The sequence below is a fragment of the Amycolatopsis arida genome, from assembly GCF_900115565.1.
GTDB lineage: Bacteria > Actinomycetota > Actinomycetes > Mycobacteriales > Pseudonocardiaceae > Yuhushiella > Yuhushiella arida.
Genome location: NZ_FOWW01000003.1, coordinates 324,964 through 351,218, shown reverse-complemented (window position 1 = coordinate 351,218; position 26,255 = coordinate 324,964). Strand labels below are relative to the sequence as shown.

At 72.9% G+C, this 26,255-nt stretch carries 25 protein-coding genes; 14 read left to right on the top strand and 11 right to left on the bottom strand.

From position 1 onward, the window contains the following. Positions 1-3: 3 nt before the first annotated feature. The 7 genes from BM051_RS11085 (at position 4) to BM051_RS11060 (ending at position 6,309) form a co-directional block, all read left to right on the top strand. On the top strand, positions 4-594 hold the full coding sequence (locus BM051_RS11085) for a TetR/AcrR family transcriptional regulator (protein WP_092529991.1): 591 nt from the start codon (positions 4-6) through the stop codon (positions 592-594). A gap of 388 nt (positions 595-982) precedes the next feature. Next, positions 983-2,413 (top strand): adenylosuccinate lyase, encoded by a 1,431-nt coding sequence (purB, locus tag BM051_RS11080; protein ID WP_092529990.1) that lies wholly within the window; start codon positions 983-985, stop codon positions 2,411-2,413. A 112-nt stretch (positions 2,414-2,525) separates the two neighbouring features. Then, the gene (locus tag BM051_RS11075) at positions 2,526-3,344 is read left to right on the top strand and encodes an MOSC domain-containing protein (protein WP_092530373.1); all 819 of its coding nucleotides are present in this window, start codon (positions 2,526-2,528) and stop codon (positions 3,342-3,344) included. A 66-nt stretch (positions 3,345-3,410) separates the two neighbouring features. Beyond that, on the top strand, positions 3,411-3,545 hold the full coding sequence (locus BM051_RS30325) for a putative leader peptide (RefSeq protein ID WP_279587032.1): 135 nt from the start codon (positions 3,411-3,413) through the stop codon (positions 3,543-3,545). Positions 3,546-3,646: 101 nt separating this feature from the next. Beyond that, the gene (locus BM051_RS11070) at positions 3,647-4,573 is read left to right on the top strand and encodes a sulfite exporter TauE/SafE family protein (RefSeq protein ID WP_092529989.1); all 927 of its coding nucleotides are present in this window, start codon (positions 3,647-3,649) and stop codon (positions 4,571-4,573) included. Between the two features lie 20 nt (positions 4,574-4,593). Continuing rightward, complete coding sequence (locus tag BM051_RS11065) at positions 4,594-5,484, top strand: phosphoribosylaminoimidazolesuccinocarboxamide synthase (RefSeq protein WP_208325904.1); 891 nt, start codon at positions 4,594-4,596, stop codon at positions 5,482-5,484. Between the two features lie 105 nt (positions 5,485-5,589). After that, positions 5,590-6,309, top strand: a complete 720-nt coding sequence (locus tag BM051_RS11060) for a DUF2334 domain-containing protein (protein WP_243859456.1) — start codon at positions 5,590-5,592, stop codon at positions 6,307-6,309. Here the strand turns inward: BM051_RS11060 and BM051_RS11055 are convergent. Genes BM051_RS11055 through BM051_RS11050 form a run of 3 tightly spaced genes read right to left on the bottom strand, consistent with a single transcriptional unit; the run spans position 6,272 to position 7,898 of the window. Continuing rightward, entirely contained in the window at positions 6,272-6,907 is a 636-nt protein-coding gene (locus BM051_RS11055; RefSeq protein ID WP_092529987.1) for an MBL fold metallo-hydrolase, read from the bottom strand. The genes BM051_RS11060 and BM051_RS11055 overlap by 38 nt on opposite strands. 38 nt (positions 6,908-6,945) lie before the next feature. Continuing rightward, positions 6,946-7,080: an ArsR family transcriptional regulator gene (locus BM051_RS29810; protein ID WP_243859488.1), complete on the bottom strand. Its 135-nt coding sequence runs from the start codon at positions 7,078-7,080 to the stop codon at positions 6,946-6,948. Beyond that, a complete protein-coding gene (locus BM051_RS11050; RefSeq protein ID WP_243859457.1) occupies positions 7,017-7,898 on the bottom strand; it encodes a DUF5937 family protein in 882 nt (293 codons plus the stop codon). Before BM051_RS11050 ends, BM051_RS29810 begins: the two co-directional genes overlap by 64 nt. A 672-nt stretch (positions 7,899-8,570) precedes the next feature. On the opposite strand from BM051_RS11050, the gene BM051_RS11045 reads away from it, so the two are divergent. Together BM051_RS11045 and BM051_RS11040 are read left to right on the top strand one after the other, a co-directional pair. After that, positions 8,571-9,758, top strand: coding sequence for an MFS transporter (locus BM051_RS11045; RefSeq protein ID WP_243859458.1), 1,188 nt, complete (start codon positions 8,571-8,573; stop codon positions 9,756-9,758). A 47-nt stretch (positions 9,759-9,805) separates the two neighbouring features. After that, positions 9,806-11,317, top strand: a complete 1,512-nt coding sequence (locus BM051_RS11040; protein WP_092529985.1) for an aldehyde dehydrogenase family protein — start codon at positions 9,806-9,808, stop codon at positions 11,315-11,317. A gap of 115 nt (positions 11,318-11,432) precedes the next feature. Here BM051_RS11040 and BM051_RS11035 read toward each other — a convergent pair whose 3' ends face one another. Continuing rightward, a complete protein-coding gene (locus BM051_RS11035; protein ID WP_092529984.1) occupies positions 11,433-13,046 on the bottom strand; it encodes a GMC family oxidoreductase in 1,614 nt (537 codons plus the stop codon). 242 nt (positions 13,047-13,288) lie between these two features. On the opposite strand from BM051_RS11035, the gene BM051_RS11030 reads away from it, so the two are divergent. From BM051_RS11030 to purQ, 3 genes are all read left to right on the top strand, one after another. Then, positions 13,289-13,762 (top strand): L,D-transpeptidase, encoded by a 474-nt coding sequence (locus BM051_RS11030; protein ID WP_092529983.1) that lies wholly within the window; start codon positions 13,289-13,291, stop codon positions 13,760-13,762. 138 nt (positions 13,763-13,900) lie between these two features. Continuing rightward, positions 13,901-14,140, top strand: a complete 240-nt coding sequence (purS, locus tag BM051_RS11025; RefSeq protein WP_092529982.1) for a phosphoribosylformylglycinamidine synthase subunit PurS — start codon at positions 13,901-13,903, stop codon at positions 14,138-14,140. Then, positions 14,137-14,820, top strand: a complete 684-nt coding sequence (gene purQ / locus BM051_RS11020) for a phosphoribosylformylglycinamidine synthase subunit PurQ (protein ID WP_092529981.1) — start codon at positions 14,137-14,139, stop codon at positions 14,818-14,820. The genes purS and purQ overlap by 4 nt, the downstream gene beginning before the upstream one ends. A gap of 203 nt (positions 14,821-15,023) precedes the next feature. On the opposite strand, the gene BM051_RS11010 is transcribed toward purQ, so the two are convergent. After that, entirely contained in the window at positions 15,024-16,838 is a 1,815-nt protein-coding gene (locus BM051_RS11010; RefSeq protein WP_092529979.1) for an ABC transporter ATP-binding protein, read from the bottom strand. Continuing rightward, on the bottom strand, positions 16,829-18,469 hold the full coding sequence (locus tag BM051_RS11005) for an ABC transporter transmembrane domain-containing protein (RefSeq protein WP_243859459.1): 1,641 nt from the start codon (positions 18,467-18,469) through the stop codon (positions 16,829-16,831). Before BM051_RS11005 ends, BM051_RS11010 begins: the two co-directional genes overlap by 10 nt. A 121-nt stretch (positions 18,470-18,590) precedes the next feature. Here BM051_RS11005 and purL point away from each other — a divergent pair, with 121 nt between their 5' ends. Then, a complete protein-coding gene (purL, locus tag BM051_RS11000; protein ID WP_092529978.1) occupies positions 18,591-20,876 on the top strand; it encodes a phosphoribosylformylglycinamidine synthase subunit PurL in 2,286 nt (761 codons plus the stop codon). A gap of 191 nt (positions 20,877-21,067) precedes the next feature. Here purL and BM051_RS28985 read toward each other — a convergent pair whose 3' ends face one another. The 4 genes from BM051_RS28985 to BM051_RS10980 form a co-directional block, all read right to left on the bottom strand. Next, positions 21,068-22,075, bottom strand: a complete 1,008-nt coding sequence (locus BM051_RS28985; protein ID WP_092529977.1) for a hypothetical protein — start codon at positions 22,073-22,075, stop codon at positions 21,068-21,070. Positions 22,076-22,238: 163 nt separating this feature from the next. Further along, positions 22,239-23,105: a lysozyme gene (locus BM051_RS10990; protein WP_092529976.1), complete on the bottom strand. Its 867-nt coding sequence runs from the start codon at positions 23,103-23,105 to the stop codon at positions 22,239-22,241. Between the two features lie 185 nt (positions 23,106-23,290). Beyond that, on the bottom strand, positions 23,291-24,127 hold the full coding sequence (locus tag BM051_RS10985; protein ID WP_092529975.1) for a lysozyme: 837 nt from the start codon (positions 24,125-24,127) through the stop codon (positions 23,291-23,293). 109 nt (positions 24,128-24,236) lie between these two features. Beyond that, a complete protein-coding gene (locus BM051_RS10980) occupies positions 24,237-24,845 on the bottom strand; it encodes a type VII secretion system-associated protein (protein WP_092529974.1) in 609 nt (202 codons plus the stop codon). 58 nt (positions 24,846-24,903) lie between these two features. On the opposite strand from BM051_RS10980, the gene BM051_RS10975 reads away from it, so the two are divergent. Then, positions 24,904-25,284 carry a sterol carrier family protein gene (locus BM051_RS10975; protein WP_092529973.1) on the top strand — a complete coding sequence of 127 codons (381 nt, stop codon included), beginning with the start codon at positions 24,904-24,906 and terminating at the stop codon, positions 25,282-25,284. A gap of 27 nt (positions 25,285-25,311) precedes the next feature. Here BM051_RS10975 and BM051_RS10970 read toward each other — a convergent pair whose 3' ends face one another. Further along, complete coding sequence (locus BM051_RS10970; RefSeq protein WP_092530370.1) at positions 25,312-26,145, bottom strand: SAM-dependent methyltransferase; 834 nt, start codon at positions 26,143-26,145, stop codon at positions 25,312-25,314. Positions 26,146-26,255 lie beyond the last annotated feature (110 nt).

Here is a 26,255-nt window from a genome sequence, read left to right as displayed (position 1 = left end):
GTCATGACGTCAGCCAGTACGCCGAAGGGCGAGCGCCGGCGGGCCGCGCTGGTCGAGGCCGCCGCCGAGTTGCTCGGTGAGGGCGGATTCGACGCGGTCCGGCACCGGGCGGTCGCCGAGCGCGCCGGGCTGCCGCTGGCCTCCACCACGTACTACTTCAGTTCCTTGGACGAGCTGGTCACCGCGGCCGTCGAGCACCAGGCGCGGGCCGAGCTGGAACAGGGTCGGCGTTGCCTGGCCGACCTGTCCAGCCGGGACCGGGATGTGGCCGCGCTGGTGGACCTCGTGCTGGAGCCGCTGCTGGGCCCGCAGCACCCGGACCGGGAGGCCGACGCGGAGGCCGTGCTGCTGCGCTACGAGCGGCTGGTCGCCACCGGCCGCCGCCCCTACCTGCGCCCGCTGATGCGCGAGCTCAACGCCGAGCTGCGCGAGCTGCTGACGGAGATCTTCGCCCGCTCCGGCTCCCCGCTGACCCCCGACGAGCTGGAACGGCTGATCGCCCTGGTCGACGGCGCCGTGGTCAACGCACTGATCGCGGTCGACCCCAACCCGAGATCCGCCGCCGCCCGGATGCTGCGGGACGCGTTGCGGTAGCGGACTTGCCCACAGCCCTCCGCGAATGTGGACAACTCCCTTGGTGAAAGCGCTTCCCGGCGGAATCGTCAGGCCCCACCGGTAGAATGGAAGCCGGGGATGGCCCCCTCGGGTTGGGTGGGTACGTACTGGGGGCTCGCCCCGGTGAGCCTCGCGGCTTCGGACGCCCCCGTCCTTCCCCAGCGGAAGCGCCGGATCTTTCCACCCCAGAAGTTGTTCCCTTGGTTCTCCCCGTCCCCTCGTCCTTGCCGGCCCGTAACACAATGCCGGCCAAGAAGGGGGCGGGGTGCACCCGAAGTGACGAGGTTCGACCCCGAGATCGGTCCCCGCATTCACCGCACCGGGGTGCGCACCGGTCCACCCCGGACGGCCCGTTTAGGCTCGCGGCGTGAGTGAGAAGCCGCGCATCCCGAACGTCCTCGCCGCCCGGTACGCGTCGGCGGAGCTGGCCGAGCTGTGGTCCCCGGAGCACAAGGTCCGCCTGGAGCGCGAGCTGTGGCTGGCGGTGCTGCGGGCCCAGCGGGAGCTGGGCGTGGCCGTGCCGGACGGGGTGGTCGAGGACTACGCGCGCGTGCTCGACCGGGTCGACCTGGCCGCGATCGCCGAGCGGGAGCGGGTCACCCGGCACGACGTGAAGGCCCGCATCGAGGAGTTCAACGCCCTCGCCGGGCACGAGCACGTGCACAAGGGGATGACCTCGCGCGACCTCACCGAGAACGTCGAGCAGCTCCAGGTGCGCCGCTCGCTGGAGCTGGTCCGCGGCCGGGTGGTGGCCGTGCTGGTCCGGCTCGCCGCGCTGGCCGCCGAGCACGCCGACCTGGTGATGGCGGGCCGCTCGCACAACGTCGCCGCGCAGGCCACCACGCTCGGCAAGCGGTTCGCCACCGTGGCCGACGAGCTGCTGGTGGCGTTCGAGCGGCTGGAGGACCTGATCGCGCGCTACCCGCTGCGCGGCGTCAAGGGGCCGGTCGGCACCGCGCAGGACATGCTCGACCTGCTCGGCGACGAGTCCACCCTGGACCTGCTCGAGGCGAAGGTCGCCGAGCACCTCGGGTTCGACCGGGTGCTCACCAGCGTCGGCCAGGTGTACCCGCGCTCGCTCGACTTCGACGTGCTGTCCACTCTCGTCCAGGTGGCCGCCGCGCCGTCGAACCTGGCCACCACGATCCGGCTGATGGCCGGGCACGAGCTGGTCACCGAGGGCTTCCGGCCCGGCCAGGTGGGGTCGTCGGCGATGCCGCACAAGATGAACACCCGGTCCTGCGAGCGGGTCAACGGGCTGGCCGTGGTGCTGCGCGGCCACCTGTCGATGGTCGGCGAGCTGGCCGGCGACCAGTGGAACGAGGGCGACGTGTCCGACTCGGTGGTCCGCAGGGTCGCGCTGCCGGACGCGTTCTTCGCGCTGGACGGGCTGCTCGAGACGTTCCTCACGGTGCTCGCCGAGTTCGGCGCGTTCCCCGCCGTCGTCGACCGCGAGCTGGGCCGCTACCTGCCGTTCCTGGCCACCACCAAGGTGCTGATGGCCGCGGTGCGCGCCGGGGTGGGTCGGGAGACCGCGCACGAGGCGATCAAGGAGCACGCGGTGGCCGTGGCCCTGGCGATGCGGGAACGGGGGCAGGCCGACAACGACCTGCTCGACCGGCTCGCCGCCGACGACCGCATCCCGCTCGACCGGGCCGCGCTCGACCGGCTGCTCGCGGACCGGCTGTCGTTCACCGGCACCGCCGGCCGCCAGGTGGACGCCGTGGTGCGCAGGGTGGAGGAGATCCGCAAGCGCTTCCCCGAGGCCGCCGACTACGTCCCCGCACCGATCCTCTGAATCCCCGAGATCTACGTTCGAGACGCCGAGATGGGCGTTCGGGACCGCGATTCGACGTTCCGGCGTTCACGGCGCTCGAGCCGCCCCGGCACCGGCGGATAGGGTGAACGCCGTGGTCGCCCGCGTCGCTCAGCTCGTCTACTACCCGGTCAAGGGGTGTGCCGGCACACCCGTGCCCGCCGCCGAGGTGACCCCGGCCGGCCTCCGGAACGACCGCGGGTTCATGGTGGTGGCCGAGGACGGCGGGTTCCGCAGCCAGCGCCGGCACCCCGCCCTCGCCACCGTGCGGCCGACCCTCACCGAGGACGGCACCCGGCTGGTCCTGCGCGCCCCCGGCCGCGCGGACCTCGACCTCCCCGTCGCCGAGGACGGCCCGCGGCGGGCGGTGTCGGTGTTCCGCTGGGACGGCAAGGGCGTCGACCAGGGCGACGCCGCGGCCGAGTGGTTCGGCGCCCTGCTCGGCGCGCCGTCCCGGCTGGTCCGCGTGCCGCCCGACCACCAGCGGGAGACCACCGGCGCCACCCCGGGCACCGCCGGGTTCGCCGACAGCGACGCGCTGCTCGTCGTCGGCGAGTCGTCGCTGGACCTGCTCAACGAGCGGATCGCCGCGGCCGGGGGGCAGCCCGTGCCGGTGGACCGGTTCCGGCCCAACGTCGTCGTCGGCGGTTGGGACGAGCCGCACACCGAGGACCGGATCCGGCGCGCGGAGATCGGCGACGTCGAGCTGGCCTACTCCCGGGAGTGCGTGCGCTGCGCGGTGCCGACCGTGGACCAGGAGACCGGGACGCGCAGCGGGCCGGAGCCGGTGCGCACCCTCGCCACGTACCGGCGGGCTCCGGAGGGCGGGGTGACGTTCGGCGCCAAGCTGGCCGTCCTCCGCGCCGGCCGGATCGCCGTCGGCGACGAGGTGCGGGTCGTCGAGTGGGCGTGACGCCCCTCTCGTTCAGCATCTGGGAACGACTGGATCACGGGCTGGACGTCTGGAAGCATCATCGGTGTGCGGACGAGAGCGCGGATCGCTGACCCGAGGCTGGTCACCGGGCCCGTCCTGCTCGTCGACCCCGTGCCGCTCGTCGAGCGCCGGCATGTCGACCTGTTGCGGGTCAACTCGGCACTGTGCCGCCTTTTCTGAGCCGCTGACGTAACCGTTCCAGCGGCCTTCCGGCTCCCGACCCAGCCACCGCCGTGGCCGCGATCGCCGCGCGGCCGGCCCGACCCCCGAGGTCAGCTCCCATGCACACGCTCCTGCTCTTCGGATTGGCCGGCTTCCTCGCCCAGCTCGTCGACGGCTCGCTCGGGATGGCGTTCGGCGTCACCGCGACCACCACGCTGGTCGCCGTGGGCACCGCGCCCGCGGTGGCCTCCGCCGCGGTGCACCTCGCCGAGGTGGGGACCTCGCTGGCCTCGGGGGTGTCGCACTGGCGGTTCCGCAACATCGACTGGCGCACGGTCGGCATCCTCGCCCTGCCCGGCGCGGCCGGCGCGGTGCTCGGCGCGTACGTGCTGACCTCGCTGACCACCACGTCCGCGGCGGTGTGGATCACCACGGTCCTGCTGGTCCTCGGGCTGTACGTGCTGATCCGGTTCGCGTTCCTCAAGCTGGGCAAGTTGATCACCACCAAGCGGCCCGGCGCGCGGTTCCTCGGCCCGCTCGGCCTGGTCGCCGGGTTCGTCGACGCCAGCGGCGGCGGGGGCTGGGGCCCGGTGGCCACCACGACGCTCCTGTCGTCGGGCCGGCTGGAGCCGCGCAAGGTGGTCGGCTCGGTGGACACCGCGGAGTTCATCGTCGCGCTGGCCGCCAGCATCGGCTTCTTCTTCACGCTGTCCCAGCAGCACCAGCTCAACTACACGGTCGTGGCCGGGCTGATGATCGGCGGCGTGCTGGCCGCGCCGCTCGCGGCGTGGCTGGTCCGCCGGATGCCGCCGCGGGTGCTCGGCGCCGCCGCCGGCGGGCTGATCGTGTTCACCAACGCCCGCACACTGCTGCGCGCCGCCGAGGCGGGCACGGCCCTCACCGTGACCTGCTACGTGGCGATCGTCGCGCTGTGGGCCGCCGGTCTGGTCGCGGCGATCCGCTCGGTGCGGGAGGAGCGGCGGGTCAACGCCCTGGCCGGGGAGAGCGACGCCCCGGCGACGTCCCGGGCGGCGGTCGGCTCCTGAGCGCCCGTAGGGTGCTCGGCGTGCGACTCGCCGACTACCCGCAGATCGCCGCCGGCAAGGTGCGCGAGCTCTACGCCGTGGACGACGACCACCTGCTGCTCGTCGCGTCCGACCGGATCTCCGCCTACGACTTCGTGCTGGACACCCCGATCCCGGACAAGGGCAGGGTGCTCACCGCGATGAGCGTGTTCTGGTTCGAGCTGCTCGCCGACCTGCTGCCGAACCACCTGGTGGCCTACGGTGCCTCCGACGATCCCCGCATCCCGGCCGAGGTGCGCGGGCGGGCGCTGCTGGTGCGCCGGCTGGAGATGCTGCCGGTGGAGTGCGTGGCCCGCGGCTACCTGGCCGGCTCCGGTTTCGCCGACTACCGGCGCACCGGCGCCGTCTGCGGGGTGGCGCTGCCGCCCGGGCTGGCCGAGGCGGACCGGCTGCCGGAGCCGATCTTCACCCCGGCGACGAAGGCCGAGCTGGGCGCGCACGACGAGAACGTGAGCCTCGCCGAGGTGGCCGCGACCGTCGGGGCGGAGCGCGCGGAGCGGCTGCGTGAGCTCACCCTGCGGGTGTACGCGCGGGGCGCCGAGCACGCCGCCGGCCGCGGGATCATCCTGGCCGACACGAAGTTCGAGTTCGGTGTCGACCCCTCCGGTACGCTGGTGCTGGCCGACGAGGTCCTCACCCCCGACTCGTCCCGCTACTGGCCGGCCGACGAGTACCGGCCGGGCCGGCCGCAGCCGTCGTTCGACAAGCAGTACGTGCGGGACTGGCTCACCGGGCCCGACTCCGGCTGGGACCGGTCCGCCGGCACCCCGCCGCCCCCGCTGCCCGACGACGTGGTGGCCGCCACCCGGGACCGCTACGTCGAGGCGTACGAGCGGATCACCGGCCGCTCGCTGGCCGACTGGCCCGGCTGAGCCACCCCACCCGCGCTGCCCGCCGCCCGCGTCCGGTCGGCGAATTTCGTCCGGTCGTCACGTCGGCGCAAGGGCCCGGTCACCCGCGTCCGTCCTACTGGGCTGGTGGTCGCACACCTGCTCGTCTCGCTGTCCGGGATCACCGACCGGGCGCTGCCCCGCTGTGTCGAGCTCGCCGCCGAGCTGGATCGCCGGGCGGTGCCACTGTCCATGCTGTTCGTCCCCCGCGACGGTGCCGACCCGGCGACCGGATGGATGCGCGCCCGCGCCGGCCGGGGCGACGACGTGCTGCTGCACGGGTACGACCACCGGGTCGCCCCCAGCCACCAGGCGGTGCGGCTCGGGCGCAGGGCGGAGTTCGCCGCGTTGCCCGCGCACGAGGCCCGGCTGCGGCTGATCGCCGCGACCGCCGTACTGGACCGGGCCGGCCTGCGCGCCGACGGCTTCGCGCCGCCCCGCTGGCTGGTCTCCCGGGGCACCCTGGCGGCGCTGCGCGAGCACGGGTTCGCGCTGTGCGCCGACCTGTCCGCGGTGCGCGACCTGCGGACCGGGGTGGTGCACCGGGCGAGGGTGCACGGGTTCGGCAGCACGCGACAGCTCACCGAGACCGTGCGCTGCTTCGCGCTGGTGCTGGTCGCCGCTCGGGCCGCCCGGCGCGGCGGGCTGGTGCGGCTCGGCGTCGACGCGGCGGACCTGGCCTACCCGAGCCGGCGGCAGGCGTTCCTGGACGCGGTGGACGCCGCGCTGGAGGCCGGCGCGGTCGGGGCGACGTACTCGGCGGTACCGGCTACGGCGACGCCGGCTCGCTCTTCGGCAGCACCCTGACCTCGGTGCCCTCCGGCGCGAGGTTGGTGAACAGCCCGTAGTGCATGGCCGGGTTGGCCAGCACGGCCTCGTGGATCGGCACCGCCAGCCGCGGGCGGACCGCGCGCAGGTAGTCGACCGCCTCGGCGGCCTTCAGCCAGGGCGCGGCGGTGGGCAGGCCGAGCACGTCGATCTCCTGCTCGGGGACGAAGAACGAGTCGCCGGGGTGGAAGAAGGCACCGCCGTCGAGGAGGTAGCCCACGTTCGGCACCACCGGGATGTCGGCGTGGATGGTGGCGTGCTGACCGCCCACCGCGTTGATCTTGGTGCCGCCGAAGGTGAAGGCGTCGCCGGGTTGGGCGGTGCGGGCGGCCAGGCCGAGCTTGGCCACCGTCTCGGCGGAGCCGGGGTCGGTGATGAGCTGCGCTTCCGGGTTGGCGGCGAGCAGCGTGGGCAGCTTCTCGGCGTCGATGTGGTCGTAGTGCTGGTGGGTGATCAGCACGGCGTCGAGGTCGCGCTCGCCCTCGAACCCGGAGGAGAACGCGCCGGGATCGACCAGGATCCGGGCGCCGTCGGTCTCGAGCAGCACACACGAGTGTCCGAAATGGACGATACGCATCGGCGTTCTCCCTGCGTGACGCGGTGTCGACGCTCAGCCTACTGCTCGGTGAGGGCGTCGCCAAGGTGCGTGCGGGAGTACCGCACGCGACGCCCCCTCCGGGTGGTGGTCAGCAGTCCCGCCGCGCGCAGCGCGGTGAGGTGCTCCGACACCGTGCCGGCCGCGAGCCCCAGCCGGTGGGCCAGCTCGGTCGTGGTCGCCGGCTCGGCCGCACCAAGGCGGCCAGCAGGGCCGCCTTGGTGCGGCCGACCACGGCGGCCAGCGCGGCCGGGGCGGGCCGGTCGTACTCCCACACCGCGGCGGCGCCCCGAGCCGGGTAGACCAGCGCCGGCTGCCACGGCGGCATCGTGATGACCCCGAGCTGCGGCCAGGCGAACACACTCGGCAGGAGCAACAGGCCCCGCTCGTCCAGCTCGACCCGTTCGCGCGCGGCGATGTCCACCAGCACGGCCCGCTCGCCGGGCCGCACCCGCGGGTGGATGCCGGCGAGCGCCGCGCGCAGGCCGCCCTCCGCGAGCCGAGTGGAGCGGTGCTCGATGTCGGCGAGCAGCACCTGGTGGATCCGCGGCCAGTGCGGCGCCACCAGGGTGGTCCAGGCCAGCTCCAGCTGGTCGGCGAGCAGGTCGCGGGCGCGGGCCGGGTCGTCGGGCAGCGGGCCGAGGTCGGCGTCGACCAGCGCCAGCTCCGCGGCCACCTGGTCCGGCGGGGTATGCCGGATCGCGGCGAACTGGGCCTCCGCCGTCGTCCGCGGCCCCTCGGGGGGTGGGCTGAGGAAGTCGGTGATGTAGCGCGGTGCGCCGAGGACACTGGCGAGCTCGGGGATCTCCAGGTCGTGAACGGTGTGGCCGGCGTGGTCGGCCAGCCACGGCAGGTGGGTGGGGTGGTCGCGCACACCGAGCGCGACCCGCACCGCGCCGAGCGCCTCCTCCAGCGGCGACACGGCGAACCGCACCCGCTGGGCACCCGCCGCGGTGAGCACCAACTCGATCACGTGTACCTCCCTTCACCCCGGACCGACCTCCGCACCCGTCTCTCCCGTCTCACCCGCCCCAGCAGCGCCACCAAGGGGGCCTTGGTGACGTGTCGCTCCAGCATGTTCGCCGTTCCCGTCGCTGTGTTTGTCGGCTGCGGCGGTGTGTTTGCTGTTCGTGTCGGTGTCCGTGGTGCGTCGGATGGTGGGGACACTGCTTGGGGTGGGTCCGTAGGTGGCTGGGTTCAGAAACGGTTCCGGACGGGTGGTTCCTACCCACGGGTCGTCTTGCTTGGGTGGTCGCCACGGAATCACCCGTCCGGCTCGGAATCGGCGGTCACCTCGGGGAGGTGGGGGCTATGGGGTGCCTGTTGAGGGGCGGCCGCGGTGGGTGGGTGGGTGGGTGGTCGCCTTCACGGCTGGCGTGGAAGGGGTCTTCGTGACCGCTGGACAGGCTTGCTGGCCCGGCTTGGCCTGGAAGGGCCTTTCCTTGGTTGCTTCCGGCTTGGCGCGGAAGGGTGCTTCCGGGCTGCTGGGTAGGGCCGCTTCCGGCCTCTGAGGAAGGGCGCTCCCGGCCTCCCGTGTAGGGCGGTTGGACCGACCTCGGGTGTGCTGGCTTCGCTCCTGGCCTGCGAATTCGGTTCTGGCCGAATCATTGTCGCGGTCACCGCCGGAGCCACGAGCGTGGTGGCCATGCGTGGAGTCGTTTCTTCCCCCGACCGGCCGGTGACCCTCCTCCGGCACGTTGGGTACTGGCGCTGGTCGGCCGGTGTCCAGTCGGCCCGGCTGCCGTCGGCGATGGCGCCACTGGCGTTCACGTTGCTGGCCACCGCGCTCACCGGGTCCTACCGGCTCGGCGGCGTGCTGATGGCGGTGTTCGTGGTCGCCGAGATCGCCGGCGCGGTGCCGGCCGGCCGGCTGCTCGACCGGATCGGTTCGGCCCGCGGTCTCGTGCTGCTGCTGGTCGCCGCGGCCGGTGCGATCGCGGCGCTGGCCACGGCCGCGGCGGCGGGCGCCGCACCGGCCGTGCTGGTGGTGCTGGTGATCGTGCCGGGGCTGGTGGCCGGTGGGCTGTCCGGCGGCTTCCGGAGCCTGCTCGCCGGCACCGTCGACGGCGCGCTGCTGCCCAGGGCGGTCGCGGTCGACGCGATGATCCTCGAGGGGGTGCTGCTCGCCGGGCCCGCCGTCGTGGTGCTGCTGGGGTCCACGCACGCGCTGGCCCCGGTGGCCGGCATGGCCGTCGCGTTCCTGTTGGCCGCCGCACTGGTCCCGCGGGTGCGCGGCACCTCGTCGCCGGCACCGGCCGGGGCCCCGGCACGGCTGCCGCTGCGCGCCGCGCTCGGGTGGCTGGCCTGCCTGTTCGTCATCGGGCACCTGCTCGCGTCCATCGAGGTCGCGGCGCTCCCGCTGGCGCTCCGGCTCGGTGCCCCGGAGAGCGCCGCCGCCGTGGTGATCGCCGTGCTGTGCGGGGCGAGCGTCCTCGGCGGGGCGCTGTTCGCCTGGCGCGGCCGACCGACGGCCGGCGCGGCCAGGATCTTCCTCGGCTGCTTCGTCACCGGCGGACTGCTGGTCGCGGTCGACCTCGGCTGGCCGGGGCTGCTCGCCGGCGTGGCGCTGGTCGGCGGGTGCACCGGGCCGCTGCTCACCACCGCGTCGGTGCGGCTGCAGGCACTCCTGCCGGAATGCCGGCGGGCGGAGGGCTTCTCGGTCGCGTTCGTGGTCCAGGGCACCGGGTTCGCGCTCGGCTCACTGAGCGTAGGCCTGCTGCCGCTGTGGGCGGGCCCGGCGCTCGGCGCGGGCAGCGCGGCATTCGTCTGCGCCCTGCTCGCTGGGAGAAGAAGGCCCGCCGACGCTGTTGGCAGATCGCCAGCAGCGCTCTAGGCTTGGTCTAGTCTTGGTCGCAGCAGCCGAGCCGAGGGAGCGTGCCCATGACCACCGCGCAGACCCAGCAGCCCACCGAGCGCCAGGCGGAGGCCCGGGAGACCTTCGACTCGCTGAATCCGGCCACCGACGAGGTCGTGGGCACCTATCCGGTGCACACCGCCGAGGACGTCGAGGCGGCCGTCGCGCGGGCACGCACGGCGGCGGGCTGGTGGAACGACCTCGGCTTCGCCGGCAGGGCCGAACGGCTGCGCCGGTGGAAGGGCGTGCTGGCCCGCCGGCTGGCCCAGCTGTGCCAGGTCGTGCACGAGGAGACCGGCAAGCCGCACGCCGACGCCCAGCTGGAAGCGGTGCTGGCCATCGAGCACATCGCGTGGGCGGCCAAGCACGCCCGCAAGGTGCTCGGCTCGCAGCGCCGCTCGCCCGGCCTGCTGCTGTCCAACCAGGTGGCGACGGTCGAGTACCAGCCGCTCGGCGTGGTCGGGGTGATCGGGCCGTGGAACTACCCGGTGTACACCCCGCTCGGCTCGGTGAGCTACGCGCTGGCCGCCGGCAACGCCGTGGTGTTCAAGCCCAGCGAGTACACCCCGGGCGTGGGCAGGTGGCTGGTCGACGCCTTCCGCGAGGTGGTGCCCGAGCATCCGGTGCTGCAGCTGGTCACCGGGTTCGGCGCGACCGGCGCCGCGCTCGTCCGCTCCGGCGTGGACAAGATCGCCTTCACCGGCTCGGCGGCCACCGGCAAGAAGATCATGGCCGCGGCCGCCGAGACCCTCACCCCGGTGCTCATCGAGGGCGGCGGCAAGGACCCGGTGCTGGTCGACGAGGACGCCGACCTGGAGGCCGCCGCCGACGCCACGGTGTGGGGCGCGTTCTCCAACTCCGGCCAGACCTGTGTCGGGGTGGAGCGGGTGTACGTGCACGAGAAGGTCTACGACGAGTTCGTGGCGAAGGTGGTGGCCAGGGCCGAGGAGGTGCGGCCCGGCTCGCACCCCGGCGCGCACTACGGGCCGGTGACCATGCCCGCGCAGCTCGACGTCATCCGGCGGCACATCACCGACGCGCTCACCCGCGGCGGCCGCGCGCTGGTCGGCGGGAAGAACGCGGTCGGCGACCGGTACGTCCAGCCGACCGTGCTGGTCGACGTGCCGGAGGACTCGGTCGCCGTACGCGAGGAGACCTTCGGCCCGACGGTCACCATCGGCAAGGTCGCGGACATGGACGAGGCGGTCGAGAAGGCCAACGACTCCACCTACGGGCTCGGCTCGACGGTGTTCGCCAAGCGGCGCGCGATGGAGCTGGCCCGCCGGCTGCGCACCGGGCAGACGGCGATCAACGCGCCGCTGTCGTTCGCCGGGATCGCGTCGCTGCCCTTCGGTGGCGTCGGCGACTCCGGCTTCGGCCGCATCCACGGCCCGGAGGGGCTGCGCGAGTTCGCCCGGCCGAAGGCGATCGCCCGGCAGCGCTTCGCCGCGCCGCTGAAGCTCACCACCTTCTCCCGCACCGAGAAGACCGACGCACTGGTCGCCAAGCTCACCGCCATCCTCCACGGCAAACGCTGACCCCGCACCCGTGTCCGCGCTCCGTGCACCCGTGTCCGCGTTCCCTGCACGGGTGTCCGCGTCGTACGGCGCCGACACGCGCGCATATCGCGCTGACACGACAGTTGCTGTCGTGTCAGGCGGTCTTGGCCGGTGCTCGGCCGCGGATCAGGTCGGCGGCCTTCTCCGCGACCATGATCGTCGGGGCGTTGGTGTTGCCGCGCGGCACCACGGGCATCACCGAGGCGTCCACCACGCGCAGCCCCTCCACGCCGCGCACCCGCAGGTCCGGGTCCACCACCGCCTGCTCACCGCTGCCCATCGCGCACGTTCCCACCGGGTGGTACAGCGTCTGCGTGTGCCGCCGGACGTGCTCGGTCAGTGCCTCGCTGTCGGGATCGGACCAGTCGAGGTCGGTCCGGTCGGGCAGGAACGGCCGGTCGAGGTAGCGCGCCAGCGGCCCGCTCCGGCCGATCTCCATCAGCATCCGCAGCCCGGCCAGCGTCGCGTCCAGGTCCACCGGGTCGGTGTAGTACGCGGGGTCGATCTCCGGCCGCCACAGCGGATGCGCCGACCGCAGCCGCAGCCGCCCCCGGCTGGCGACGTCCACCAGCGTCGTCGCCGAGGTGAACCCCGGCACCGACGGCTCCCGGAACCCGTTGTCATAGAACAGAGTCGGCGCCACGTGGAACTGCATGTCCGGCGCTGGTAGACCATCCCGTGTGGACAGGAAGCCGCCGGCCTCGCCCACGTTGGAGGCCAGTGGCCCGCGCCGGGTGGCCTTCCACCGCAGCATCCCGAACGGGGTCGCCGAGTCGACCAGGTCGCTGGTGTCCCTGGTCGACCAGATCACCGGCGCGGCCGGGTGGTCGTGCAGGTTGTCACCGACACCCGGCAGGTGCGCCACGACGTCGATCCCGTGCTCCCGCAGGTGCTCGGCCGGTCCGATGCCGGAGAGCATCAGCAGCTGCGGCGAGTTGATCGCGCCGCCGCACAGCAGCACCTCGGCGTCGGCGTGCACGGTGCGCTCCTCGCCGGCGTCCAGGTAGGACACGCCGTCCGCTCGTGTCCCGCGCAGCACCACCCGGGTGGCCTGGGCTCGCGTGCGCACGGTGAGGTTCGGCCGGTCGAGCGCCGGCCGCAGGTAGGCGTCCGCGGTGGACCACCGGCGGCCGTTCCGGCAGGTCACCTGGTAGTACCCGGCACCCTCCTGCGACTCGCCGTTGAAGTCCTCGGTGCGCTTCATCCCCCACGCGCCGGCCGACTCCACCCAGGCGTGGGACAGCTCGTGGGTGAACACCCGGTCCTCCACCCGCAGCGGCCCGGACGTGCCGTGCAGCGGCTCACCCAGGCGGGTGTTGCCCTCGGCACGCGCGAAGTACGGCAGCACGTCGGCGAATCCCCAGCCGGTCGCGCCGTGCGCATCGCGCCAGCCGTCGTAGTCGGCCCGGTTTCCGCGAATGTAGATCATGGCGTTGATCGACGAGCACCCGCCGAGGACCTTGCCGCGTGGCCAGTACGCCGGCCGGTCCAGGTGCTTCTGCGGCACGGTCTCGTAGCACCAGTCCCACTGCGTGCGGAACAGCGCGGGGAACGCCGCCGGGATGCGGAACTCGTCGGCGGTGTCCTCGCCGCCCGCCTCCAGCAGCAGCACCCGCGCCGCGGGGTCCTCGCTCAGCCGGTTCGCCAAGACGCACCCGGCGCTGCCCGCGCCGACGATGACGTAGTCCCAGCTCTCCCGATCGGCCACGCCGCCTCCCGGTGTCGATACAGCACCTCGTTGACAGTCCTATTGGCACAGCGCCAACATCTTCCGGTGTCCATCCTGCTCGATTACGGCATTACGGGGAAGTGGTACGCCCATTTGTCCCCCGATCGCCCCAACTTCCCCGCCGCACGCAACGGCCCCGCGTCAACGTCCGTCTTCCGGGTGTGACCCACGTGGCAGCTCCGAACACGAGCCCGCGACCCGCGGGCGGATGGGAGGCCCTCATGGGGACGCTGCGCAGCAACACCAGCACGAAGACCGGCAGGGCGGCAGGAGTGCTCGCCGGCGCGGTCGCGATCGCCGCGGCCGGTCTCGCCGCCGCACCGGCGGCCTCGGCGGAGACCACCGGGGCGCCGTGTGGCCCGAAGGCGGCGGCCTGCGTCGACCTCAGCGCCAAGCGCGCCTGGTTGATGTCCGACGGGAAGGTCACCTACGGGCCGGTGCCGATGTCGGCCGGCAAGCCCGGCTACCGAACCCCGCCCGGCACCTTCGCCGTGACCTGGAAGAACAAGGACCACTGGAGCAAGGCCTACGACGCGCCGATGCCCTACGCCGTGTTCTTCACCAAGAACGGCATCGCCTTCCACGAGGGCGACATCAGCCGGGAGTCGCACGGCTGCGTGCGGTTGCGGCACGAGGCCGCGAAGACGTTCTTCGCCGAGCTGCAGCCGGGCGAGGTGGTCCAGGTCGTCCGGTGACACCAGTCCGGTGACACCGGTCCGCTGAACACCGGCCGGCGGGGCCGAGGGGCGTCGGGGGCTCCTCGGCCCCGCCAGCGCCGGCTCGGTTACCCTCGAAAGGTATCGCCTACCTGCACGGACGAGGAGCACCCTGCCGTGGCCCGAGTCGTCGTCGACGTCATGCCCAAGCCGGAGATCCTGGACCCGCAAGGCCAGGCCGTCGCCGGCGCGCTGCCCCGCCTGGGCTTCTCCGGGGTGACCCAGGTCCGCCAGGGCAAGCGCTTCGAGCTCGAGGTCGACGACTCCGTCGACGACGAGACGCTCGCCAAGATCGCCGAGGGCCTGCTGGCCAACCCGGTGATCGAGGACTGGACCGTGCGGAGGCTGGACCGATGAGGATCGGCGTCATCACCTTCCCCGGCACCCTCGACGACGTCGACGCCGCCCGCGCGGTCCGCTACGCCGACGCCGAGCCGGTGTCGTTGTGGCACGCCGATCCCGACCTCGAGGGCGTCGACGCGGTGGTCGTCCCCGGCGGCTTCTCCTACGGCGACTACCTGCGCTGCGGCGCGATCGCCCGGTTCGCCCCGGTGATGACGTCGGTGGTCGAGGCCGCCGGCAGGGGCATGCCGGTGCTGGGCATCTGCAACGGCTTCCAGATCCTCTGCGAGGCCGGCCTGCTGCCCGGCGCGCTGGTCCGCAACGAGGGGCTGCACTTCGTCTGCCGGGACCAGTGGCTGCGGGTGGAGAACAACCGCACGGCGTGGAGCACCCGGTTCGACGAGGGCGCGGAGATCCTCGTCCCGGTCAAGAACATCGACGGTTGCTACGTCGCCGACCAGGCCACCCTCGACCTGCTCGAGGGCGAGGGCAGGGTGGTGTTCCGCTACGTGGACGGCAACCCGAACGGCTCGCGCAACGACATCGCCGGCATCCGCAGCGCGAACGGGCGCGTCGTGGGCCTGATGCCGCACCCCGAGCACGCCATCGACGCGCTCACCGGACCCTCCGACGACGGGCTCGGCCTGTTCTACTCCGTGCTCGACGCGCTGTCGCCGCTGGCCACCCCGGCCTGAGCCGGCAAACCGAGCAGCGGGGGCAGCTTCGGCCACCCCGGGCAGCAGGTGGGTGTGCGGCACCCGGCCGAGCTCGGCGATGCCATGGCCGCCGGTGAGCACGCCGACCACATGCCGGCGCCGGCGTTGCCGCCGGCCCGCAGGTCGCGTTCGGTGTCCCCGGGGACCACCACGGCCGCGACGTCGGTCACGCCGGTGCGGGCTCAGCCGCGGGCCGGGGTGCCGTCCGCGCCGGCGGCCAAGACCAGCCTCGCGTACGAGCCGCCGGCGGCCAGCAACTCGGTGTGGCCGCCCAGCTCGGTGATCCGGCCGTCCTCCATCACGACGACCCGGTCGGCGGCGGCCGCGGTGTGCAGCCGGTGCGCGATCGCGATCACCGTGCGCCCGGCGAGCACCCGGCTCAGCGACCGTTCCAGCGCCCGCGCCGACCCGGTGTCCAGCAGGGACGTGGCCTCGTCCAGCACCAGGGTGTGCGGGTCGGCCAGCACCACGCGGGCCAACGCGAGCTGCTGGGCCACCGCCGCCGGCACGGCGGTCGCGCCGGCGCCGAGCGTGGTGTCCAGCCCGTCCGGCAGCGCCCGCGCCCAGTCGGCCGCGCCGACCGCGGCCAGCGCGTCGAGCAGCTCCTCGTCGCCTCGCTCACCCGTCACCAGGCCGCCGCCCCCCACGGAGGCGGTGCGCGCCGCCGTGTCTCCCGTGCCCGTGGGCAGGATCAGGTTGTCCCGCAGCGTCCCGGCGAACACGTGGTGCTCCTGGGTGAGCAGCAGCACCTCGCCCCGCAACACGTCGTCCGGCAGCTCGGACACCTCGGCGCCGCCGATGGTGACCGATCCCGACGTCGGCGCGGCGACGCCGGCCAGCAGCCGACCGAGGGTCGACTTGCCGGCACCGGAGGGCCCGACGATCGCCAGCCGCTCGCCGCGCGCGACGGTCAGGTCGATGCCGTGCAGCACCTCGCGGCCCGGTGAGTACGCGAAGTGCGCGTTCCGCACCACCAGCGGCGCGCCGGCGTCGACCGGCCTTGTGGCCGCCACGGGTCGCGGCGCGGCGCGCACGCCGAGCACCCGGCGCAGCGCCGTCCCCGACACCTGCAGGTCCTCGACCCACCACAGCAGCTCGTCCAGTGGCTCGGCCAGCAGCTGCGCGTAGAGCACCATGGTGGTCACCGTGCCCAGCTCGACCTCGCCCTGGCTGCACGCCCAGCCGCCGAGCAGCAGCATCGCCGCCACCGGAAGGGCGTGCGACAGCTCCAGCCACGGCGCCCACAGCACCTGCAGCCGGCGCAGCCCGCGCTCGCCGCGCACCGCCTCCTGCAGCGTCTCCTCGCCCTCGGCCAGCCGCCGCCGGGTGAGCCCGAGCGCCTCGACCGTGCGCGCGCCCTCCACGGTCTCGTGGAACCGGGACTGCACCCGCGCCCAGCTGTCCAGCATCCGCTCGATCGTCTTCGGCACCCGGCGCCAGAACCACCGGGTCGGGAAGTACAGCACCGGCACCGAGACCAGCAGGCCCAGCGCCAGCAGCGGGGAGGTGAGCAGCATCGCGGTCACCGTGAGCAGCACGGTGACCAGCGCGGCCAGGATCTCGGGCACGGCATGGCGCACCGCGTGGTCGATCCGGTCGACGTCCGAGGTGGCCCGGCTGAGCAGGTCACCGGTGCCGGCCGCCTCCACGGTGCCCAGCGGCAGCCGCAGCGCCTCGCCGACGAACTGCTCGCGCGTCCTGGCGAGCACCTTCTCGCCGAGCATCCCGGTGCGCAGCCACGCCTGCCGCTCCAACACGGCCTGCACCACCAGGATCACCACGAACGCCGCGGCCAGCGCGTCGACGCCGAACGGGCCCGACCCGGTGGCCACCCGGTCCACCAGCAGGCCGAGGATCTGCGGCCCGGCCAGCCCGGCCACGGTGCCGAGCACGAACAGGCCGACCACCCAGACGAAGTCGCGCCGGTCGGCGCGCAGCGTGCGCCGGCCCCACGCGCGAGCCTGCGCGGCGGTGGCCAGCGGCAGCCTCACCTGCACGACGGCACCTCCCGCACGGTCTCGTCCGCGACCGCGGCCCACAGCGGACTCTGGCTGAACACGACGGTCGTCCTCCCCGTGCGCAGCGTCGCGACGCGCTCGGTGATCCTGGCCTCGGTGTGCGCGTCGACGGCCGAGGTCGGCTCGTCGAGCAGCAGCACGTCGGCGTCCAGTGCCAGCGCGCGGGCCAGATTCAGCCGCTGGCGCTGCCCGCCGGACACCTCGCGGCCACGCTCGCCGATCAGCTCGTCCAGCCCGTTCGGCAGCGCCGCGACGATGTCGTCGGCGTCGGCCGCGGTGAGCGCCGCCTCGATGTCCACTCCGGACTCCCGTGGCGGGGTGAGCTGCTCCCGCAGCACGCCGGAGAACCACACGTCCTGGTTGTGCGCGTACACCACGCGCTCGCGCAGCTCGGCCAGCGCCACCCGGTCGGCCGGCACGCCGGACACCAGCACCGGCTGGCCGGGCTCGGGGTCGGTGAACCGGGCCAGCCGTTCGGCCAGCGCCTCGGCGGCGGCGCCCGGCAGGTCCACGACGGTGAGCTTGCCGGCCACCGCGGTGATGCCGGTGGTCGTGTCGTGCAGCTCCAGCGGACCCTGCGGCAGCGGCACCGGCCGCTCCGGCTCGGCCAGCCCCGGCCGCATCCGCAGCACCTTGGTCGCCTTCGTGGCCGCGACGAACGAGCTGGTGATGGCCGACGCGGCCTCGGTCACCGTGGTCACCGGGATGACCAGGAACGCCGAGGCGCCGTAGAACGTCACCAGCTCGCCGACGCTGATCGTGCCGGCCAGCGCCAGCCGCGCGCCGAGCCAGGTGATCGCCACGGTCACCAGTCCCGGCAGCAGCACCTCGGCGCCGGCCAGCCAGGACTCGCTGCGGGACACCTCCACCCCGGCGTGGCGGGCCCGCTGGCTGGCCGCGCGGAACCGGTCGAGGAACCGCCGCTCGCCGCCGATCCCGCGGAGCACCCGCAGGCCGGACACGATGTCCGCGCCCAGCGAGTTCACCTCGGACAGCTCCTCGCGCTGGACCTCCCGCCTCCGGTGCAGCAGCCGCACCAGCGGGCCCATGCCCAGCACGGCCAGCGGGACGCCGGCGACGGCGATGCCGGCGAGCAGTGGCGAGATGGTCAGCAGCGCCCCGCCGACCACCAGGAACGCCACCACCGAGCCGAGCAGCCGGCCGGCGATCTCGAAGGCGTTGCCGACGTGGTTGATGTCGGACGAGGAGATCGCCATCACCTCACCGGTGCGGGCCTGCTCGCGCAGCGCCGCACCGAGCCGGGTGACCTTCCGCGCGACCAGCCGCTGGGTGCCGGCGGCGCCGTGCATCCACATGCCGTGCCCGAGGAACTCGAGCAGGCCGCCGAAGAACGCCTGCGCGACGCCGAGCGCCACGACCAGCCCGGCCAGCGCGAGCAGCGTGCCGCGGTCGCCGCCGGCGATGCCGAGGTCCACCGCGGTGCCGACCACCAGCGGCAGCAGCGCCCCCGGGACCAGCCACGACACGCCCATCACCGCGGCGCCGACCAGCAGCCACGGCCGCGCCCGGAGCAGGGCCAACAGGAAGCGCGCCGGGGTGATCGGCTCGGCCAGGCGCGGTTCCGGGGCCGGGTAGGGCTTGGAGGTCACGAGCGGTAAAAGTATTCTTCTCCGGTTGGGCCGGGCGAACGATTTTCCCGCGCCAGGTCCTCTACCTGCGCCGAAGGCGCCGGACGCCCTCCCTTACCCTTGACCTGTGGCGAATCCTCAGGTGGACGTTCCGGTCATCGACAGCACGGCCCACGCCGCGGCGACGCCGGACCTCCCACAGCCCTATCTCGAACTCGGGCTCTCCGCCGACGAGTACGCGCGGATCCGGGAGATCCTGGGCCGGCGGCCGACCGAGGCCGAGCTGGCCATGTACTCGGTGATGTGGAGCGAGCACTGCTCGTACAAGTCGTCGAAGAGGCACCTGGCCTACTTCGGCGAGACGGCCACGCCGAAGATGCAGGAGAAGATGCTGGCCGGCATCGGCGAGAACGCCGGTGTGGTGGACATCGGCGAGGGCTGGGCCGTCACGTTCAAGGTGGAGAGCCACAACCATCCGTCCTATGTGGAGCCCTACCAGGGCGCGGCGACCGGGGTCGGCGGCATCGTCCGGGACATCCTCGCCATGGGCGCTCGCCCGCTCGCGGTGGCCGACCCGCTGCGCTTCGGGCCGGCCGACGCGCCGGACACCCGCAGGGTGCTGCCCGGCGTGGTCGCCGGCATCGGCGGCTACGGCAACTGCCTCGGCCTGCCCAACATCGGCGGCGAGGTGGTGTTCCACCCGAGCTATGCCGGGAACCCGCTGGTGAACGCGCTGTGCGTGGGCGCGATGCGGGTGGAGGACCTGCACCTGGCGCACGCCTCCGGCACCGGCAACAAGATCATCCTCTTCGGCGCGCGGACCGGGCTGGACGGCATCGGTGGGGTGTCCGTGCTCGCCAGCGACACGTTCTCCGGCGACGAGACCAGCGCCGGCCGCAAGAAGTTGCCGAGCGTGCAGGTGGGCGACCCGTTCACCGAGAAGGTGCTCATCGAGTGCTGCCTCGAGCTGTTCGCGAAGAAGCTCGTGGTCGGCATCCAGGACCTCGGCGGCGCCGGGTTGTCCTGTGCCACCTCCGAGCTGGCCGCCGCCGGTGACGGCGGGATGTCCGTGGACCTGGACCGGGTGCCGCTGCGGGCCGAGGGGATGACCGCGGCGGAGATCCTCGCCAGCGAGTCGCAGGAGCGGATGTGCGCCGTGGTCCGTCCGTCCGATGTGGACGAGTTCATGGCGGTGTGCGCGAAGTGGGACGTGCTGGCCACGGAGATCGGTGAGGTCACCGACGGCGACCGGCTGGTGATCAGCTGGCACGGGGAGACCGTGGTGGACGTGCCGCCGCGCACGGTGGCGCACCAGGGGCCGGTGTACGACCGGCCGGTCGTCCGGCCCGACTTCCAGGACCGGCTGCAGGCGTCGACCAGCCGGGACCTGCCTCGGCCGGGCACGCCGGAGGAGCTGCGGGAGACGCTGCTGCGGCTGGTGTCGTCGCCGAACCTGGCGTCGAAGGAGTGGGTGACCTCGCAGTACGACCGCTACGTGCGGGGCAACACGGTGCTCGCCCAGCCGTCCGACGCGGGGATGATCCGGATCGACGAGGAGACCGGGCGCGGGGTGGCGGTGTCCACCGACTGCAACAGCCGGTTCGTCTACCTCGATCCGTACGAGGGCACCAGGCTGGCGCTGGCCGAGGCGTACCGGAACGTGGCCACCGGCGGCGCGACCCCGGTGGCGGTCACGAACTGCCTCAACTTCGGCGCGCCCACCGACCCTGGTGTGATGTGGCAGTTCGAGCGGGCGGTGCACGGCCTCGCCGACGGGTGCGCGGAGCTGGGCATCCCGGTGACCGGCGGGAACGTGAGCTTCTTCAACCAGACCGGGGACACGGCGATCCTGCCGACGCCGGTGGTCGGCGTGCTCGGCGTGATCGACGACGTGCGCCGGCGGATCCCCACCGGCATCGGCGCGGAGGCCGGCGAGACGCTGCTGCTGCTCGGCGAGACCCGCGACGAGCTGGACGGCTCGGTGTGGGCCGAGGTCGTGCACGGGCACCTCGGCGGGCGGCCGCCGAAGGTGGACCTGGCCAGGGAGCGGCTGCTCGCGGAGATCCTGGTGGCCGGGTCACGGGACGGAATGCTGTCGGCCGCGCACGACCTCGCCGACGGCGGGCTCGCGCAGGCTCTGGTGGAGGCGGTGCTGGTCGGCGACTGTGGGGCGCGGGTGCTGTTGGACCCGGACATGGACCCGTTCGTGCAGCTGTTCAGCGAGTCCGCCGGGCGGGTGCTGGTGGCCGTGCCGCGCACCGAGGAGCTGCGGTTCACCGAGATGTGCACGGCGCGCGGGCTGCCGTGGCGGAAGACCGGCGTGGTCGACCCGGAGTCCGGCGCGCTGGAGATCCAGGGCGTGGCCACCTTCGGCCTGGACGAGCTGCGCACCGCCTGGGAGAGCACCCTCCCCGCCCTGTTCGACTGACGTCCACGCTCCGCGCACATGTGTCCGCGGCCTGTGCACATGTGTCCGCGGCCTGTGCACAGGTGTCCGCGCTCCGCGAACGGGTGCTGCCCACTCCGCCTCGCCCGGCGGGGTCAGCTCGAACGTCACCGTGCCCTCCAGCACGTGCGCGTAGATCGCGGCCACCGCCGGCAGGTCGGCCAGGTCAGAGGTCAGAACGCGATCACGACACCGATGCAGAAACCTTCGCCGTCGATGTCGTCCCCCATGAGGGTGCCGGTGATCGACTCGCCGCCCGCCTCACCGGACAGCGTGGCCGTCGCGATCATCCTGCTGCCGCTCACCTCGGTGATCTGGACCTTCGCCGACTTCGAGATCAGGTCGTCGACGTCGCTCTCGTTCAGCGATCGGTCGTCGGCGCAGATGGTGGCCATGGCGTCGGACTTCGAGCCGTTGTTGATCGCCTCGGCCCACTTCTCGAACGCGGCCTTCGCGTCGCTGGTGTCGCCGCTCGGCATGGACGGCATCGACGTCCGGGACGACCCCGGCGTCGAGGACTTCGTGGTCGGCGCCGGTGCGTTCCCACCGGCGGTGGTCCAGTTCTGCCAGCACCACTTGCTGTCGGCGCTCCTGAGCTCGCCAACCACCTGGGTGGGCGAGCCGGCGATGGTGATGTCCAGATTGGCGGTCGCCGAGGTGTCCGACACCTGCTTGACCTCGCCGAGCCGCGCGTCGCTGGTCGCGCCGATGTTCTGGATCGCCTGGTCGACGTCCCGGTCGGCGTTGCCGCACTTGAGCGCGTTCAACGCCGCCTTGTCCTTGGCGTTGATCCCGTCGATGATCTGCTGCGCGACCTGCTGCGGGCCACCGTCCTTGCCCTCATCGTCGCTCAGCAGGAACCCGGGCGCGACGAACGCCGTCACCGCGAACGCGACCAGCACCACGCCCACCGCGGACAGCGCGATCCACAGCCCGGCCCTGCCCTTCTTCGGCGGCTCGCCACCGGGGCCGTACTGGCCGGGCTGTGGGTAGCCGCCGTACTGACCGTACCCGCCGTACCCCTGCTGCCCGTACCCCTGCTGGCCGTACGGCTGCGTGTACTGCTGGCCGTAGCCGCCGGCCTGCGGATCCTGCTGTGGGACACCGCCGGACTGCGGGTAGCCGCCCTGCCCGTACGGGTCGGGCTGCTGACCGTACGGGGGCTGGGGTGGGTAGGTCATGACCGTTCCTCCATAAGCTCGCGCTCCAGCGTTGCGACGCGGGCACGGAGGCAACGGTTCCTCCCCGCGCGTTGCCGGTGGCGGCATTGTGCCGGGTCGGCGGGGACACACGAAAGTGGCTCTCGCCCGATGGGGTTCGGGCGAGAGCCACCTCACTCGGGGCTCAGCCGGTGGCCAGCACCTTCAGCCGGTCGTACGCGCCGTTGAAGGTGTTCTGGTCGATCGGCGACGACGTGTACTGCCAGAAGGTGTAGAAGCCCCAGCCGTAGGGCAGCGACCCCACCGAGGAGCTGTACCGCGCGACCCACAGCGGCACCGTGCCGCCGAAGTTCTGCGAGGTGCCCACGCACTGGTTCCACCAACTGGTGGACGTGTAGATCACCGGCCACCGTCCGGTGCGGGCGTGGTAGGTGTCGTGGAAGTCCCGGATCCACGCGCCCATGGCCGCCTGGCTCTTGCCGTAGCAGGTCGAGCCGTACGGGTTGTACTCCATGTCCAGCGCGCCGGGAAGGGTCTTGCCGTCCCGCGACCACCCGCCGCCGTTGTTCACGAAGTAGTTGGCTTGTACCGCGCCCGACGACCGGTCCGGCAGCGCGAAGTGGTACGAGCCGCGGATCATTCCGATGTTGTAGGAGCCGTTGTACTGCTGGGTGAAGTATGGGTTCTTGTACCCGGTGCCCTCGGTCGCCTTGACGTAGGCGAACCGCTTGCCCTGGTTCCACCAGTACTGCCAGTCGACGTTCTTCTGCCAGCCGCTCACGTCGATGCCCGGGACGCTGGCCTGCACGTTGACGTCGTCCCCCTGGATGGCCGCGGCCTTGCTCTCCGGGGTGGAGTGGTCACCCTCGACCCGCTTGATCTGCGAGCCGATCGGGTGGTCGTACGCGCGGACGTACTCGTCCACGGTCATGCCGTCGATGGTGGGTGGGGACGCGGTGGCCGGCGCCAGCGAGCCGAGCAGGAGCACGCTGGCCGACACGGCCGTGACGGCGCCGAGCAGGCGACGGCCTCTTCTTCGTGAAGCGGACATGGCAGGGATTCCCTTCAGCACTCTTTACCCTCGCGTGGACGGCCTACGGCAGGTAGCCGTCCGAGCTCCGATTGTGAGGGACAAAAGTGGCTTTTGTCACTAGTTGGCGTGAAAGATCCTTTAGGAGTGGGTGATTCACCGGTGTGTCCCCTTGACAACAAGATCGAAAAAAGGGGGGTCGAGGTTCACCCCTGCGCCAGCGCGGCCAGCCGCTCATGGGCGCCGTTGAAGTAGTTCTGGTCGCCGGGCAGCGCGCCACGGTCGGCGAACTGCCAGATGGTGTGCGTCGGCCAGCCGGCCGGCAGCGGCCCGATCTCCGGGGCGTACCTGGCCAGCCACAGCGGATTGGTCGCGCCGAACTCCGCGCTGTCGCCGGTGCACTTCCGCCACCAGCTCGTGCTGGTGTAGATCGTCGGATGCCGGCCGGTGCGGGCGTGGTAGGTGTCGGAGAAGTCCCGGATCCAGCCGACCATGGCCCCCGGGTCCTTGCCGTAGCAGGCCTCGCCGTACGGGTTGTACTCCATGTCCAGCGCGCCGGGCAGCGTGCGACCGTCGGCCGACCACCCGCCGCCGTGGTCGACGAAGTAGCGCGCCTGCTCGGCGCCACCGGAGATGTCGGGGCGACCGAAGTGGTAGGCGCCGCGGATCATCCCCTCGGCGAACGAACCGTCGTACTGCTGGGCGAACCGCTTGCTGACGAACCCGGTGCCCTCGGTCGCCTTGATGTAGACGAACTTCGCGCCCGCTCCCACGGCCGCCGGCCAGTCGACGTCGCCCTGCCACCCGCTGACGTCGTGGCCGAGCGTCTGCCCGGGCATGGCGTACCGCGGCGGGCCGTGCACACCCTCGTGCCGGGCGATCTGCGAGCCGGCATGGCGCTGCTCGGCGCCGGCGTAGCGCGGGTCGGGCTCCGCCGCGGCCGTGCCGGCGCCGAGGCCGGCGGCGGCGCCGAGCAGCGTGGTCGAGGCGGCCACGGCGACGGCGGTTCGGGTGCTACGCAACAGCCTCTTCACGGCGGTCATCAACTGACTCCCCACTCCCGTACCACATCCTCCTCAGGCGTCACACGATGCCTGGCCAGGACGGGGTTCGCGAGCGGGTGTCACCCGGCCGAGTGGGGGATGGGCGAGGTCAGCGCTCCTCGGCGAGCGCGCGGACCAGGTGCTCCGCCGGGACCACCGCCGTCACGATGTCGTGTGGGTTGACCGCCACCGGGTGCCCGGCGAGCAGCTCGACCAGGTCCCGGCCGAGCACGGCTCGGGCGTGCGGCCAGTCCTTGGGCACCAGCGACTTCGAGGTGTAGGCCGGCACGAGCACCCGGCCCTCGGTGTCGTGGAAGCCGATGACCGTGCGCTGCACCGGCGACATGGCGTAGACGAACAGCGTGGCGTCGAGGATGACCCGGGGCAGGTCCTCCGGCGGCCGGTGCTTCGTGCGGACCAGCTGCAGCAGCCGCTCGAGGTCGTTGTTCGGCTCCGGGAAGCCCAACGCCTTGGGGGAGGGTCGGTAGCGGTCGTTGGGATGGAAGTCCTCGACGATGTCGCCGTCGGCGTTGACCGGGTAGGCGCCGACCACCGCCCACGACGGCACGCGACCGTTGGGATCGAAGGCCTCGTCGATGACGTAGAGCCAGCTGTTCGGGTTGGCCCTGGCGTTCGCCCGCATCTCGCGGGTGATCTTCGGTTTCCGCGCGGACCCGGGCTTGGGTATCAGCCGGTCCGCCTCGTCCCGCTGCGCCATGTTGGTCCCCACGTTGGTCGCGTCGCCAGTGTTGCCGGCGACATCCTAGTGTTTGGCCATGATCGCATCGCGCTCGGTCGACCCCGGTGAGTTACGTGCCGCCGTCGCTCGGGTGGCGGGATGGCTGCGGGGCGAGGAGCCTCAGCCACCCCGCGCCGAGCTGGCCGCCGCGGTGCGGTTGAGCCTGCGCACGCTGGCGGCCGACGCGCCCGGTCGCAGCGTCGAGGTGCGGGTGCCGCCGTTCGCCGCCGTGCAGTGCGTCGAGGGGCCCCGGCACACCCGGGGGACACCGCCCAACGTCGTGGAGACGGATCCGCGCACCTGGCTCGAGCTGGCCACCGGGCTCGTCGACTGGCCGGCGGCGGTCGCCGCGGGAAGGGTCAGCGCGTCGGGTACCCGCGCCGACCTCTCCCGCTGGCTGCCGGTCCTGCGACCGTGACGCCGCCCGTGGGGTCGGCCGATGCGGTCAGGGCTTGCGCGCGACACCGCCCGCGATGCAGTACTGCACCTGGTTGAGCGGCTTGAGCCGCGGGCCGTCCGGCCACCAGTCCGCGCAGAGGACCAGCCCCGGCTCGACCATCTCCAGCCCGCAGAACAGCTCCTCGAGTTCCGCCTTGGTGCGGAACTTGCCGCTGCCCATGGGGCTGTGCAGGAACATGTGCTCCATCTTGCGGGCGACCGTGCTGTGCTCGTTCTCCGGATCGAGGAAGTGGCTGATCGCGATGTAGGAGCCCGACGGCAGCGCGTCGACGTACTCCTGCATGATGTCGGCCGGGTTCCGCTCGCCGGTGTAGTGGTGCAGCGTGCCCAGTTGCAGCAGGGCGATGGGCTCGGAGAAGTCGAGGTGCCTGCGCACCACCGGGTCCTTGAGCACGCTCGGCGGGTTGAAGATGTCGGCGTCGGAGAAGTGCGTGAGCTCGTTCTCCACCAGCAGCGCCCTGCCGTGCGCGATCACGACGGGGTCGTTGTCCACGTAGACGACGGTGGACTCCGGCTGGATCCGTTGCACGACCTGGTGGGTGTTCTCCGCGGTGGGCAGGCCCGAGCCGCAGTCGAGGTACTGCGTGATCCCGGTCTGCTCGGCGAGGAACCGGGAGGCCCGGATCAGGAAGCCGCGGTTCTCGGTGGCGAGGTCCTGTGCCTCGGGTGCGGCCTTCTGGACGCCCCGTAGCACCTCGCGGTCGATCTCGTAGTTGTCCTTGCCGTTGAGGAAGGCGTCGTAGACGCGCGCGATGCTGGCCCTGGTGGGGTCGACGCCGACGGGTGGCTTGGGGTCGGACCGGGTCGGAGTGCCGGGCATGGTGAGCCTCACAGTATGACGTGGCGGACAGCTGCGAACCCGACTTAGGGTAAGGGGTCGGACTCGACCGGTAAACGGTGGTCGCGAGAGGATCAGCGGCGACGGCACCG

Coding starts and splice junctions, on each gene's coding strand:
- BM051_RS11085 (WP_092529991.1), top strand. CDS start 4: ATGACGTCAGCCAGTACGCCGAAGGGCGAGCGCCGGCGGGCCGCGCTG.
- BM051_RS11070 (WP_092529989.1), top strand. CDS start 3,647: ATGCACACGCTCCTGCTCTTCGGATTGGCCGGCTTCCTCGCCCAGCTC.
- BM051_RS11055 (WP_092529987.1), bottom strand. CDS start 6,907: ATGCGTATCGTCCATTTCGGACACTCGTGTGTGCTGCTCGAGACCGAC.
- BM051_RS11045 (WP_243859458.1), top strand. CDS start 8,571: ATGCGTGGAGTCGTTTCTTCCCCCGACCGGCCGGTGACCCTCCTCCGG.
- BM051_RS11040 (WP_092529985.1), top strand. CDS start 9,806: ATGACCACCGCGCAGACCCAGCAGCCCACCGAGCGCCAGGCGGAGGCC.
- BM051_RS11030 (WP_092529983.1), top strand. CDS start 13,289: ATGGGGACGCTGCGCAGCAACACCAGCACGAAGACCGGCAGGGCGGCA.
- purQ (WP_092529981.1), top strand. CDS start 14,137: ATGAGGATCGGCGTCATCACCTTCCCCGGCACCCTCGACGACGTCGAC.
- BM051_RS28985 (WP_092529977.1), bottom strand. CDS start 22,075: ATGACCTACCCACCCCAGCCCCCGTACGGTCAGCAGCCCGACCCGTAC.
- BM051_RS10990 (WP_092529976.1), bottom strand. CDS start 23,105: ATGTCCGCTTCACGAAGAAGAGGCCGTCGCCTGCTCGGCGCCGTCACG.
- BM051_RS10985 (WP_092529975.1), bottom strand. CDS start 24,127: ATGACCGCCGTGAAGAGGCTGTTGCGTAGCACCCGAACCGCCGTCGCC.
- BM051_RS10980 (WP_092529974.1), bottom strand. CDS start 24,845: ATGGCGCAGCGGGACGAGGCGGACCGGCTGATACCCAAGCCCGGGTCC.
- BM051_RS10975 (WP_092529973.1), top strand. CDS start 24,904: ATGATCGCATCGCGCTCGGTCGACCCCGGTGAGTTACGTGCCGCCGTC.
- BM051_RS10970 (WP_092530370.1), bottom strand. CDS start 26,145: ATGCCCGGCACTCCGACCCGGTCCGACCCCAAGCCACCCGTCGGCGTC.